The sequence below is a fragment of the Amycolatopsis camponoti genome, from assembly GCF_902497555.1.
In the GTDB taxonomy this organism is placed as follows: domain Bacteria; phylum Actinomycetota; class Actinomycetes; order Mycobacteriales; family Pseudonocardiaceae; genus Amycolatopsis; species Amycolatopsis camponoti.
In genome coordinates this window covers 1341673-1354831 of the sequence record NZ_CABVGP010000002.1, presented here as the reverse complement: position 1 = coordinate 1354831, position 13159 = coordinate 1341673, and the positions used below count along the sequence as shown (strand labels likewise).

7 protein-coding genes are annotated in these 13159 nt (G+C 70.6%); 3 read left to right on the top strand and 4 right to left on the bottom strand.

Annotation, left to right across the window (positions count from 1 at the left end; translation table 11 throughout):
* Positions 1 to 615 carry a TetR/AcrR family transcriptional regulator gene (locus AA23TX_RS26890; protein ID WP_155545598.1) on the bottom strand — a complete coding sequence of 205 codons (615 nt, stop codon included), beginning with the start codon at positions 613 to 615 and terminating at the stop codon, positions 1 to 3.
* Positions 616 to 852: 237 nt separating this feature from the next.
* Here AA23TX_RS26890 and AA23TX_RS26885 point away from each other — a divergent pair, with 237 nt between their 5' ends.
* Together AA23TX_RS26885 and AA23TX_RS26880 are read left to right on the top strand one after the other, a co-directional pair.
* Positions 853 to 4086, top strand: a complete 3234-nt coding sequence (locus AA23TX_RS26885) for a S8 family serine peptidase (protein ID WP_155545597.1) — start codon at positions 853 to 855, stop codon at positions 4084 to 4086.
* Between the two features lie 158 nt (positions 4087 to 4244).
* Positions 4245 to 5636 carry a galactose-binding domain-containing protein gene (locus AA23TX_RS26880; protein ID WP_230862720.1) on the top strand — a complete coding sequence of 464 codons (1392 nt, stop codon included), beginning with the start codon at positions 4245 to 4247 and terminating at the stop codon, positions 5634 to 5636.
* Here the strand turns inward: AA23TX_RS26880 and AA23TX_RS26870 are convergent.
* Entirely contained in the window at positions 5624 to 6787 is a 1164-nt protein-coding gene (locus AA23TX_RS26870) for an ROK family transcriptional regulator (RefSeq protein ID WP_155545596.1), read from the bottom strand. The genes AA23TX_RS26880 and AA23TX_RS26870 overlap by 13 nt on opposite strands.
* A gap of 100 nt (positions 6788 to 6887) precedes the next feature.
* Between AA23TX_RS26870 and xylA the strand changes: the two genes are divergently transcribed.
* Positions 6888 to 8036: a xylose isomerase gene (gene xylA / locus AA23TX_RS26865; RefSeq protein WP_155545595.1), complete on the top strand. Its 1149-nt coding sequence runs from the start codon at positions 6888 to 6890 to the stop codon at positions 8034 to 8036.
* A gap of 45 nt (positions 8037 to 8081) precedes the next feature.
* Here the strand turns inward: xylA and AA23TX_RS26860 are convergent, their stop codons facing one another.
* Both AA23TX_RS26860 and AA23TX_RS26855 read right to left on the bottom strand, forming a co-directional pair.
* Positions 8082 to 11957: a carbohydrate-binding protein gene (locus tag AA23TX_RS26860; RefSeq protein ID WP_155545594.1), complete on the bottom strand. Its 3876-nt coding sequence runs from the start codon at positions 11955 to 11957 to the stop codon at positions 8082 to 8084.
* A 194-nt stretch (positions 11958 to 12151) separates the two neighbouring features.
* Positions 12152 to 13156, bottom strand: a complete 1005-nt coding sequence (locus tag AA23TX_RS26855) for a sugar phosphate isomerase/epimerase family protein (RefSeq protein WP_155545593.1) — start codon at positions 13154 to 13156, stop codon at positions 12152 to 12154.
* Positions 13157 to 13159: the final 3 nt, after the last annotated feature.

Genomic DNA, 13159 nt, shown 5'->3' with positions numbered 1-13159 from the left:
TCATTCCTTCCGTTGGTAGGCGGCCAGCGCTTCGCGGGCCTTTTCGAGGACTTCGGTGGTGGCGAGCGGGTTCAGGAACAGGTGCCCGGCGGCCGCGGACATCCGCAGCATCGCCTCGTTCGTGCCCGGCTCCTCGCCGAGCGCGCGGGCGACGTGGTCCTGCAGGATCATCAGCCCGCCGGTCATCGCGGCGAGGGCGGCGGCGACGCCCCGCGGGTCGGGCATGTCCATGCCCTGCTCGCGGAAGTAGCGCTCGGTTTCGTCGACGATCCCGGTGAACTGCGCGTCGGCGGCGGCGGAGCCGTCGACCATGGCGCGGCCCAGGTACCGGCGGTAGAGCAGCTGGCGGGCGTCGAACGTCGGGAGGAACCCCGGGTTCGCGGCACCCTTCGCCAGCACCTCCTCCTTGAACTTCAGCAGCTCGTCGAAGACGTGGGTGTCGCACGCCTCGCGCAGGCCGTCCTTGGAGCCGAAGTGGTGGCGGATCAGGCCGCCGGACACCCCGGCGGCCTCGGCGATGTCGAGGATCGAGGTCTTCTCCATGCCGCGCTCGGTGAACAGCTTGATCGCCGCGTCGCGGATCCGGGCCCTCGCCGTGAAGTCTTCCGTGCTCATCAGCAGTCCTATACGTACATGTAGTCGACTACACGAGAATATAGTCCGCTACACGCTCGTACAGCAAGGCATCCCTTTCACCGGAAAGTGGCGCTTCGAGTTGACTCCCAACCGGGCAGTCGATTAGGCCATTCGGCTCGCAACCAATTGCGGTCAATGGGCTAAGTGTCTGATTGCTGACGAAGATCTCACGTTGTGTACTTCACGGACGCATCTCTTCATGAAGGGTCGTTCTCAGTGACAACGCACAGATCGCGCTGGAGACGGCGGGCCGGGATCACCGTCCTCGCCACCGCACTCGGCGCTTCCGTCCTCGGCGTCGCCGTTCCCGTGGCGTCCGCCCAGCAGGCCCCGCCGACCTCCGGCGCGGCCGAGGGCAAGACCCTCGACGAGCACGACCGCGCGCTCGTCGCCGAAGCCGAGAAGGCCGGGAAGCCCGACGTCACGCTGCTGATCGCGGCGGAGAAGGGCCAGACCGGCGCCGCCGTGAACGAGCTCAAGGCGCTCGGCGGCGTCGTCCAGTCCACCGACACCAAGCTCGACTACGTCAAGGTCAGCGTCCCCACGGACAAGGCCGAGAAGGCCGCGAAGCTCAAGTCGGTCAACGCCGTCGACGTCGACGGCCTCGTCTACCGCGACGACCCGAAGCCCGACGGCGCGCAGGTCCCCTCGCCGCAGCCGGCACCGGGCAAGAACACCCCGCGCGTGAACCCGTACCTGCCGACCGGCGACACCTACGCGGCGCAGTTCGGCCAGGTCCTGCCCAACTGGGACGGCAAGGACACCACGGTCGCGGTGCTCGACTCCGGCGTCGACCTCGACTCCCCCGCGCTGGCGACCACCAGCCACGGCGAACGCAAGATCGTCGACTGGTACAACGCCAACGCCACCAACTCCGGTGACGGCACCTGGGTCAAGCAGTCCACCGCGACCTACACCGGCGCCTTCACCTCGAACGGCAAGAGCTGGACGGCCCCGGCGACCGGCGGCCCGTACACCTTCGGCCTGTTCAGCGAGACCGCCGGCGACCTGGGCGCCGCGGACAGCGAGACCGGCGGTGACGTCAACCGCGACGGCGACCGCGCCGACTCCTGGGGCGTGCTGCAGGACAGCGTGACCAAGGAAGTCCGGGTCGACCTCAACGGCAACGGCGACTTCACCGACGAGAAGCCGATGACCGACTACGCCAAGAAGTACGACGTCGGCTTCTTCGGCACCGACAACCCGGCGACCGACATCGCCGAGCGGATGGCCTTCGTGGTCCAGACCGACAAGCCGGGCTACGTCGGCATCGGCATCGCCGGCGCCGAGCACGGCTCGCACGTCGCGGGCATCGCCACCGGCAACGACCTGTTCGGCGGCAAGATGGACGGTGCGGCTCCGGGCGCGAAGGTCCTGGCGGTCAAGGTCTGCCTCACCGGCAGCGCCTGCACCTCCTCGGGCCTCATCGACGGTGTCGTCTACGCGGCCAGCCACGGCGCCGACGTCATCAACATCTCCATCGGCGGACTGCCGGCGCTCAACGACGGCAACAACGCCCGCGCGGAGCTCTACAACCGCACGATCGCCGAGTACAACGTCCAGATCTTCATCTCGGCCGGCAACAGCGGCTACGGGGCGAACACCGTCGGCGACCCGTCGGTGGCCACGGACGCGATCTCGGTCGGCTCGTACATCACCAAGGAGACCTGGCTCTCGAACTACGGCTCGAAGACCCAGAACGCCGAGTCGCTGCACCCGTTCTCCTCGCGCGGCCCGCGTGAGGACGGCGGCTTCAAGCCGGACATCATCGCGCCCGGCGCGGCGATCTCCACCACCCCGCGCTGGGAGGCGCCGGGCCCGGTGGCCGGAACGTACAGCCTGCCCGCGGGGTACGCGATGCTGCAGGGCACGTCGATGGCGGCGCCGCAGGCGACCGGCGCGGCGGCCCTGCTGGTGAGCGCGTACAAGGCGACGCACCAGGGTCAGCGGCCGCCGGTCGCGCAGCTGCGCGCGGCCATCAAGTCGACCGCGCGGTTCGTGCCGGGCATCGGCGCGTACGCCCAGGGCGCGGGCCTGTTCAACGTCCCGGCGGCGTTCGTCGCGCTGTCGCTCAACCCGAAGCCGGACGCGGTCTCGACGTCGGTCGAGGTGCACACCGCGCTGTCGGGCCTGCTGGCCACCCCGAACACCGGCGTGGGCATCCACGACCGCGAGGGCGTGACCACGGGCAAGGCCTACACCCGCACGTACACGATCACCCGCACGACGGGCTCGGCCAAGCCGGTGCCGTACTTCGCGCGGTGGACCGGCAACGACGGGACGTTCGCCTCGCCGTCGACGGTGGTGCTGCCGCTGAACACGCCGGTGAAGTTCGACGTCAAGGTGAACCCGAAGAACGCGGGCGTCCACTCGGCGCTGCTGTACCTGGACAACCCGCTGACCATCGGCATCGACGTGCAGACCCTCAACACGGTCTTCGCGCCGCAGGAGTTCACCGCCGACAAGGGCTACCAGGTCGACGTCTCCGGCAAGATCGCCCGCAACCAGGCGACCAGCTACTTCGTGCGGGTGCCCCAGGGCGCCAGCGCGCTGAAGGTGGACCTGGACGCGGGGGCCGGCGCCCCGGGCAAGGGCCAGGTGCGGTTCCTGCGCTACGACCCGACCGGTGTCCCGGCCGAGGCGAGCACGTCGACGACGTTCTGCTACCTGCCCGACGCCGGCGCCGGCTGCCCCGGTGGCACGCCGACCAGCCGGACGATCGCCAACCCCCAGCCGGGTGTGTGGGAGATCGTCGTGGAAGCGCGCCGGACGTCCGATGTGGACAATGCGGCGTACAAGCTGTCGGCTTCGGTGCTGGGCACGGCCATCGCGCCCAACCCGGACACGATCGCCTCGGCCACGCTGGGCACGCCGATCGCGCGTTCGTACACCGTGACGAACACGCTGGGCGCGTTCACCGGCAAGCTGAACGGCGCCACGCTGGGCAGCGCGAAGGTCGCGCGGCCGTCGATCGCCGACGGGGCGCAGCAGCAGTACCAGATCCAGGTGACGCCGGGTTCGACGTCGCTGACGGCCACGATCGGCCGGACGTCCGACGTCGGCGCCGACCTGGACCTGGTGCTGTACAACTGCTCGACCGGGTCCTGCGTGCAGGCGGCGGTCAGCGCGGACGGTGACTCCGAGGAGTCGGTGACCGTGGCCAACCCGGCCGCGGGTGTCTGGGTCGCGCTGGTCGACGGGTTCGCGGTGCCCGCGGGTACCACGGACTACGACTACCTGGACGTGTTCACCAACCCGGCGTTCGGTTCGGTCGCGGTGACCGACGCGAACGCGCTGCGGGCGTCCGGCAGCTCGTGGACGGTGCCGGCGACGGTCACCGCCACGGCGGCCCCGGCGGCCGGCCGGATCCTGCGCGGTCAGCTGACCGTGCAGACCGACACGGGCGTCACGGTCGGCTCCTCGCTGGTGCTGGTCAACTCCGTCAGCTAGTCCCGCTCAACGGAAACCGCCCCGGGTGCGCCCGGGGCGGTTTTCGCTGTATTGGTGGGTTTCCGACGCAAGTTTGCGTATGTGCGGTGAACTCTTGCCCTGGCGCGGAAGCCGTCCGTATGGTCTGGAACACTCCGCACCCACCGAGGGGTTCCCGCATGCGACGGATTTCGACGTTCTTCGCCGCTCTTCTCCTGCTGGCCGCGACCTTGCCGGGCGTCTCGCACGCCGCGGCGGCGCTGTCGAGCCGGACCCACCTGTTCTACTACCCTTGGTACGGCGGCAGTTCCACCGGTTACCGGCACTGGCAGCAGGGCGGGCACACCCCGCCGGACGACGTCGGCGCGAACTTCTACCCGGTGCTGGGCCCGTACGACTCCGGGGACTTCACCGGCGCCGTCGAGCAGCACATGCGGTGGATCGAGCAGTCCGGCGCCGGGGTGATCGTCTACAGCTGGTGGGGCCAGGGGTCCTATGAGGACGGTCTGGCGGCCGGCGTGCTGGAAGCCGCGGCGCGGCACGGGATCCGCGTCGCGTGGCACCTGGAGCCCTACAGCGGGCGGACGGCGGCTTCGACGGTCTCGGACATCGGCTACATCCAGAGCCGCTACGGCTCCAGCCCGGCGTACTACCGCGAAGGCGGCCGCGGCGCGTTCTACGTCTTCGAAAGCCTGCGCATCACGGACTGGACGCCGCTGGACCAGGTGCGCTCGTCGGCGATCGTGCTGGCGCAGACGACCGACACGAGCAAGGTCGCGCACTTCGGCGGGATGTACACCTACGACGCGATCGCCGGGGCCACGGCACCGGGCTGGCGCGAAGCGGGGGCGTACTGCGAAGCGAACGGCCTGGTCTGGGCGCCTTCGGTGGGCCCGGGGTACGTCGACGACCGCGCGGTGCCGGGCAACACGACCCCGACCCTGGGCCGCGACAACGGGGCGACCTACGACCGCGAGTGGCAGAACGCGCTTTCCTCGAACGCGGACTGGGTTTCGGTGACGTCGTTCAACGAATGGCACGAAGGCTCGGTCATCGAGCCGGCCCGGTCGTCGCCGCCTTCGGGAGCGTACGAAACATTCGCCGGAGCGTATGGGACTTCGGGAGCGGCGTCGGAAACCGCCTACCTCGACCGGACGCGCTACTGGGCGGCGCAGCTCGGCGGCCCGCCGCCCGCCTCGGTCAACCTGGCGCAGGGCAGGCCGGTGTCGGCGAGCGGGTCGCAGGGCGGGTACCCGCCGGGCAACGCCGTGGACGGGAACGCGTCGAGCTACTGGGAAAGCACGAACAACGCGTTCCCGCAGACGTTCACGGTGGACCTCGGCGCCGCGGCGAGCAGGCTGGTGCTGAAGCTGCCGCCGTCGTGGGGCGCCCGGACGCAGACGATCGCGGTGAACGGCGGCAGCCCGGCGGGGTACGTGTTCGACCCGGCGAACGGGAACACCGTGACCATCCCGGTGTCCGGCACGGATCACTCCGTGCGCCTGACCTTCACCGGCAACACCGGCTGGCCCGCCGGCCAGCTGTCCGAGGTGGAGGCCTACGCCTCCTGAGCCCGGGTCAGGAACGGCGCCGGATCGGCGAGCACCCGGTGCACGATCCGCCCGGCCGCGCCCAGCGTGGCGGCGTCACCGCCGAGGCGTGACGCCGACAACACCGGCGGCGCGCCCCGGAGGCCGCCGAGGCGGGCCGAGAGCACCTCCGACACCGGGCCGGACAGCCACGGGTACAGCTGCGTGAACACCCCGCCCAGCACGATCCGGTCGAGGTCCAGGAGGTTGACCGCCGACGTCAGCGCGATGCCGAGGGCCCGCCCCGCCGCCGCGCACGCTTCGCTCGCCGCGGGGTCGCCGTCTTCGAGCGCGGCCAGCAGCGCGGGGACCGACGCCGTGTGCCCCGCCGTCAGCAGTGCCTCCTGGCCGGCGAACATCTCCAGGCACCCGCTGCCGCCGCACCGGCAGGGCGGCCCGTCCGGCGCCACGACGACGTGGCCCAGCTCGCCGGCCAGGCCCCGCGCGCCGGAGAACAGCGCGCCGTTCACGACCAGGCCCGCGCCGATGCCGACTTCGCCCGACACGTAGAGGAAGTCACGTTCGCCGTCGCCGAACCAGAGCTCGCCCAGCGCCGCGAGGTTCGCTTCGTTGTCCAGTTCGACCGGGACGGGCAGGCGCAGCAGGTCCGCCGGGCGGACGTCCTGCCAACCGAGGTTGGGGGCGCTGAACAGCACGCCGTCGCCGACCGGGCCGGACACCGCGAGCACCGCGCCGGCGACCTCCAGCCCGAGCCGGTGCGTCTCGGTCAGCGCCTCCGACGCCAGCGCCTGCAGCTCCGCCAAGACCTTCTTCGGCCGCGAACCGCGGTTGTCGCGCTCGCGGCGCGCGGCGAACCGGACCTCGCCGGTGAGGTCGAGCACCCGCGCCGCGAGGTAGTCGACGTTGATCTCCAGTCCCAGCGACGCCACGCGCGTGCCGCTGAGCACGACCTCCACGCCCGGCCGGCCGCGTTCGCCTCCTCGCGCGGGCCCGGTCTCGGCCAGCAGGCCGGCTTCGACGAGGTCGCCGACGAGCTTGGAGACCGTGGACTTGGTCAGGCCGGTCAGCTCGGCGAGGGAAGCCCTGGTCAGCGGGCCGCCGCGGCTGACCGCGCCCAGCACGACCTCGAGGTTGCGGGCGCGCATCGAGTCGTGCCGCACGGCCTGGGTCATCGCGTCCCCTCCTGCGAAGCACTCTAACCGGCCCTCTTGACGCCCGGGACCACCGCGGCGCATATTTAGTCTACAACGTGAACTAAATGAAGGGACAGTCATGAGCGACTACGCTCCCCAGCCGGCCGACAAGTTCACCTTCGGCCTCTGGACCGTGGGCTGGCCCGCGAACGACCCGTTCGGGGTCGGGACGCGGCCGCCGCTGGACCCGGTGGAGAGCGTGCACCGGCTCGCGGAGCTGGGCGCCTACGGCGTGACGTTCCACGACGACGACCTCCTCGCCACCGAGCCCGACCGCGACAAGGCGATCGAGCGGTTCCGCAAGGCGCTCGCCGAGACCGGGCTCAAGGTCCCGATGGCGACGACGAACCTGTTCACCCACCCGGTGTTCAAGGACGGCGGCCTGACCAGCAACGACCGCGACGTCCGGCGCTACGCGCTGCGGAAGGTGCGCCGCAACCTCGACCTCGCGGCCGAGCTGGGCGCGGAGACCTACGTCGTCTGGGGCGGCCGCGAAGGCGCCGAGTCGGACGCCGCGAAGGACGTCCGCGCGGCGCTGGACCGGTACAAGGAGGGCCTGGACCTGCTCGCGGACTACGTCGTCGAGCAGGGCTACTCCCTGCGGTTCGCCCTCGAGCCCAAGCCGAACGAGCCGCGCGGCGACATCCTGCTGCCGACCATCGGGCACGCGCTGGGCTTCATCTCGCAGCTCGCGCGGTCCGAGATGTTCGGGCTCAACCCGGAGGTCGGGCACGAGCAGATGGCCGGGCTCAACTTCGTGCACGGTATTTCGCAGGCGCTGTGGCAGGGCAAGCTCTTCCACATCGACCTCAACGGCCAGCACGGCCCGAAGTACGACCAGGACCTGATCTTCGGCCACGGCGACGTGAAGAGCGCGTTCTTCCTGGTCGACCTGCTGGAGAACGGCGGGTACGAGGGTCCGCGGCACTTCGACTACAAGCCGCTGCGCACCGAGGACCCGTCGGACGTGTGGGTGTCCGCCGCGGCGAACATGCGGACGTACCTGATCCTCAAGGAGAAGTCGGCGGCGTTCCGCGCCGACCCGGAGGTCGCGGAGGCGCTGGCGGCGTCCCGCGTCCCGGAGCTGTCGACGCCGACGCTGGCGCCGGGCGAGTCGTTCGACGACCTGCTGAAGGACGACTTCGACCTCGACGCGGCAGGCGCCCGCGGCTACCACTTCACGCGCCTGAACCAGCTGGCCCTGGAGCACCTCCTCGGCGTCCGCTGACGACGAAGGGGCCGCCGTGCGCGCACGGCGGCCCCTTCACCGGGCTTACGAGACGGTCAGCGTGTCGATGTCGAACAGGGAACCCGCGCCGCCTCGGAAGACCAGGTGGAGCGGGCCCGAGCCGGGTGACAGCGTCGTCGAGACCGTCTGGAACGTCTCCCAGCTGCCCGTGTTCGGCACCGCCACCGTGCCCAGCAGGGCGCCGGTCGGCGAGCCGTCGCGGATCTCGATCGTGCCGCCCGCGCCCGCCGACGACACGACCGCGCTGAACCGCGTGACGCCCGCCGTGCTCACCGGCGCGTAGCCGGCCCAGTCACCGTTCTCGATGTAGCCCAGCGTCTGGCCGCCGCTCGCCGGAGCGTGCGAAGCGATCTGCACGCCCGAGCCGGACGTGAACGACTCACCCTCCACTGTGGACGACGACGAGCCGCACGAAGCCGGGACGACCCCGGCGGCGTAGCGGATCCCGCCCAGCAGCTCGGTCCGGAACGCCGGGTCCGAGTACGACTCGATCGTGTGGCCGAGCCCGGTGTAGAACGAGCGGCCGGCACCCTGCGGGTGGCACCACGTGATCGGGTGGTCGGCACCCATCTCGCCGCCGGTGTAGCTGGACTCGTCCAGCGTCTGCAGCACGTGGACACTGCCGCGCGGGTTCGTGCGGTAGTTGTACAGCTCGTCGGTCCGGGTCCAGACCGCCGGCAGGTGCGCCGTCGCCGGGTGGGTGCCGTCTTCGGTCACGAACCGGGCCTGCTGGATCGCCGGGTGGCTCTTGAAGTAAGCGCCGACCAGCGTGCCGTACCACGGCCAGTCGTACTCGGTGTCCGCCGCCGCGTGGACGCCGAGGTAGCCGCCCCCACCCTCCACATAGGACTCGAACGCCGCCTGCTGCGTCGCGTCCAGGACGTCACCGGTGGTCGAGAGGAACACCACCGCCTGGTACTTCGCCAGTTCGGTCGCCGTGAACACCGACGCGTCCTCGGTCGCCGTCACCCCGAACCCCTGGGCGGCGCCCAGCTCCCGGATCGCCTGGATCCCGGCCGGGATCGCGTCGTGCCGGAAGCCGGCCGTCTTGGAGAACACCAGCACGTCGTACGCGGGATCGACCTGGGTCGGCATGCTGCTCAGGCTAAACGTGTCGATGTCGAACAGGGAACCGGAGCCGCCGCGGAAAACCAGGAACAGCGGCCCGGACCCGCTCGACACCGACGCGGTGACGGTCTGGAAGACCTCCCAGTCACCGGTCGGCGGCACCGCGACCGTGCCCAGCAGCGTCCCGGTCGCCGAGCCGGACCGGATCTCGATCGTGCCGCCCGCGCCGGCCGACGACACCCGCGCGGTGAACGTCCGGGCGCCCGCCGTGCTCACCGACGCGTACCCGGCCCAGTCGCCGTTCTCGATGTAGCCCAGGGTGTTCCCGCCGCTCGCCGCGGCGTGCGGCGCGATCTGGACGCCCGAGCCGGAGGTGAACGACTCGCCTTCGACCGGGCCCGCCTGGGTGGCGGTGGTGAAGGTGAACGCGTCGAGGTCGAACAGGTTGCCCTGCCCGGTGACGCCCTTGAACACGAGGTACAGCGTCGTCGTGCCGGCCGGGCGGTTCGCCAGGTTCGCCGTGACGTTCTGGAACGTGTCCCAGTCACCGGTGTTGGCGACGGCCACCGACCCGAGCAGGGTGCCGGTCGGCGAGCCCGCGCGGACCTCCAGGGTCCCGCCGGGACCACCCGAGGACACCCGCGCGCTGATCGACGTCGCGTTGGCCAGCGCGTACGGCGTGAAGGAGATCCAGTCACCGTCGTCGGTGTACCCGACCGTCCGGCCGCCCTCGGCCGAGCCGTGGTCCGCGAGCTGGATCCCGGACTGCGCCGAGAAGTGCTCGCCTTGACGGTGCCGCGGCTGCAGCTTGCGGACGCTGTGGGACGTCAGCCCGCCGTTGTCGGTGTACTGCGCGTCGAAGACGCCGAAGATGTTCGCCGCGGCGTCGTGCTCACCGTCGACCGGGACGGCGATCGAGCCGCTGCACCCGGTCGCCTGCGTGATCTGGTGCTGGTGGCTGTCGTGGCCCAGCAGGTAGGTGACCTTGACCTTCGAGCAGTCCAGCGGCCCGTCCTCCGGGTCGCTGCCGGTCACCTGGAAGGGCACGGTGTCACCGAAGGAGAACAGCTGTCCGTCGGCCGGGGTGCCGAGCGCGATCGTCGGCGCGGTGTTCCCGACCGTGACGACCAAGCTCGCCGTGCCGGTCAGGCCCTCCGGATCGGACACCGTGAGCGTCGGCGAATAGGTCCCGTTGGTCGTGTAGGTGTGCGCCGGGTTCACCGACGTCGACGTCTGACCGTCGCCGAAGTCCCAGCGGTAGGTCAGCGCCCCGCCTTCGGGGTCGCTGCTGCCCGCCGAGGAGAAGTTCACGGTCAGCGGGTTCGGGCCGGACGTCTTGTCGGACGCGGCTTTCGCGACCGGGTTGCGGTTGGTGCCCGCCAGGTACTCGATCCGGTAGAGCGCCTGGTTGTCGTCGCCGGTGCCGTAGTCGAGGACGTACAGGGCGCCGTCCGGACCGAACGCCATGTCCATGACCTGCGTGCCGGTCCACGGGAAGTTCTCGATACCGCCGCGCGTGCCGTCGGCGTTGACGGTCACCGCCTTGATCCACTTGCGCCCGTACTCCCCGGCGAAGAACTTGCCGTCGAGGGACTGTGGGAACTTGACCGTGGACGTCGAAGCGGCGTCGTACCGGTAGACCGGCCCGCCCATCGGCGACTCCGAACCGCTGCCGAACTCCGGCGGCGAGCCTTCGTCACCCGCGTACTTGATCCACGCGGGCTTCGGCACCGGCAGCTGGGCGAGGCCGGTGTTGCGGAACGAAGAGTTCGTCGGGCCGCCGGCGCAGTCGTACTTCGCGCCCGACGGCCCGCTCGGGAACGTGTAGTGGTTGTACGTCTCGGTCGTCGTGTTCGAGCCGGTGCAGTACGGCCAGCCGAAGTTGCCCGGCCCGGTGATCCGGTCGAACTCGACCTGGCCCTGCGGCCCGCGGTTCGGGTCCGTGGTGCCGGCGTCCGGGCCGTAGTCGCCGAGGTAGACGACGCCGGTCGGTTTGTCGACACTCATCCGGAACGGGTTGCGGAAGCCCATCGCGTAGATCTCCGCCCGGGTGTTCGCGGTACCCGGCGCGAAGAGGTTGCCGGACGGCACCGTGTACGTCCCGTCGGCCTGCGGGTGGATCCGCAGCAGCTTGCCGCGCAGGTCGTTCGTGTTGCCCGACGACCGCTGCGCGTCGAACTGCGGGTTGCGGGTGGTCCGTTCGTCGATCGGCGAGTAGCTGTCGGAGGAGAACGGGTTGGTGTCGTCGCCGGTGGTGAGGTAGAGGTTGCCGGCGGAGTCGAAGTCGATGTCGCCGCCGACGTGGCAGCACTGGCCGCGGTCGTTGGCCACCTTGAGGACGACCTTCTCGCTGGCCAGGTCGAGCGTGTTGTCGGTCTTGAGAACGAACCTCGACAGGTGCAGCTCGCCCTTGAACGGCGCGAAGTCCGCCTCGGTGCCCTCGGTCGGCGCGTCACCGTCCGGTGTGGACAGACGCGGCGAGTAGTACAGCCAGACGTAGCGGTTGGTCGCGAAGCCCGGGTCGGCGGCGACGCCCTGGAGGCCTTCCTCGTCGTGGGTGTAGACGTTCAGCTTGGCCGCGACGGAGGTCGCGCCGGCCGCGGTGGTGACGCGGACGGTGCCGTCGCGGGAGGTGTGCACGACCGAGCGGTCCGGGAGCACGGCGAGCGACATCGCCTCGCCGAGCTCGGCCGCGCCGGTGGCGAGCGCGACCTGCTGGTAGTCCGCGGGCGGGATGTCCGCGCGGGCCGGGGTGTCGAGGGTGAGCAGGAGGCCGGCGCTCAAGAGTGCGGCGCCGAACAGCCTCGCCCACTTCGGTGGGGACGGAGACATGCTGGATCCTTCCTGATTTTGAGCGTGCTTCGCCCCGGAGTGGGCCGAAGCCGTTTCGATCACCTTCCGACGGGGCTGGCGGTCACCCGTTGAACAGAAGCCTGGAGCGTGCGTAAGCGGTCTGCCGCGGCTGTCGTGAGTGAGAAACAGTGTTAGAACACTGTTTCTCACTCACGACCCCCGCTGCGGCGCCCTTACGGTTTCGAGGAGAAGGCGGCGTCGAACGCCGCCGTGGGTGGGGTGAAGTTGAGCTTGCGGACGAACTCCAGCGCTTCCGGAGCGCCGACGAGCCGGTCCATGCCCGCGTCCTCCCACTCGATGGAGATCGGGCCGTCGTAGCCGATGGCGTTGAGCATCCGGAAGACGTCCTCCCACGGGACGTCGCCGTGGCCGGTGGACACGAAGTCCCAGCCGCGGCGGGGATCCGCCCAGGGCAGGTGGGAGCCGAGCCGGCCGTTGCGGCCGTTGAGCTGCTTGCGGGCCTCCTTGCAGTCGACGTGGTAGATGCGGTCCTTGAAGTCCCACAGGAACCCGACCGGGTCGAGGTCCTGCCAGACGAAGTGCGACGGGTCGAAGTTCAGCCCGAACGCCTCGCGGTGGCCGATCGCCTCCAGCGTCCGGACGGTGCTCCAGTAGTCGTAGGCGATCTCGCTCGGGTGCACCTCGTGGGCGAAGCGCACGCCGACCTCGTCGAACACGTCGAGGATCGGGTTCCAGCGGTCGGCGAAGTCGGCGTACCCGCGCTCGATCATCGACGGCGGCACCGGCGGGAACATCGCCACCGTGTGCCAGATCGACGAGCCGGTGAACCCGACCACGGTGGACACCCCGAGCTTCGCCGCGGCGCGGGCGGTGGTCTTCATCTCCTCCGCCGCCCGCTGCCGGACGCCCTCGGCCTCCCCGTCGCCCCAGATCCGGGCGGGCAGGATGGCCTCGTGCCGCTCGTCGATCGGGTGGTCGCAGACGGCCTGGCCGAGCAGGTGGTTCGAGATCGCCCACACCTTGAGGTCGTACTTGGCCAGCGTCTCCAGCTTGGTCTGGACGTAGCCGTCTTCCGCCAGCGCGCGGTCCACTTCGAAGTGGTCGCCCCAGCAGGCGATCTCGAGGCCTTCGTAGCCCCAGCCGCTCGCCAGCTCGCACACCTCCTCGAACGGCAGATCGGCCCACTGCCCGGTGAACAGGGTCAACGGTCGTGCCATGTC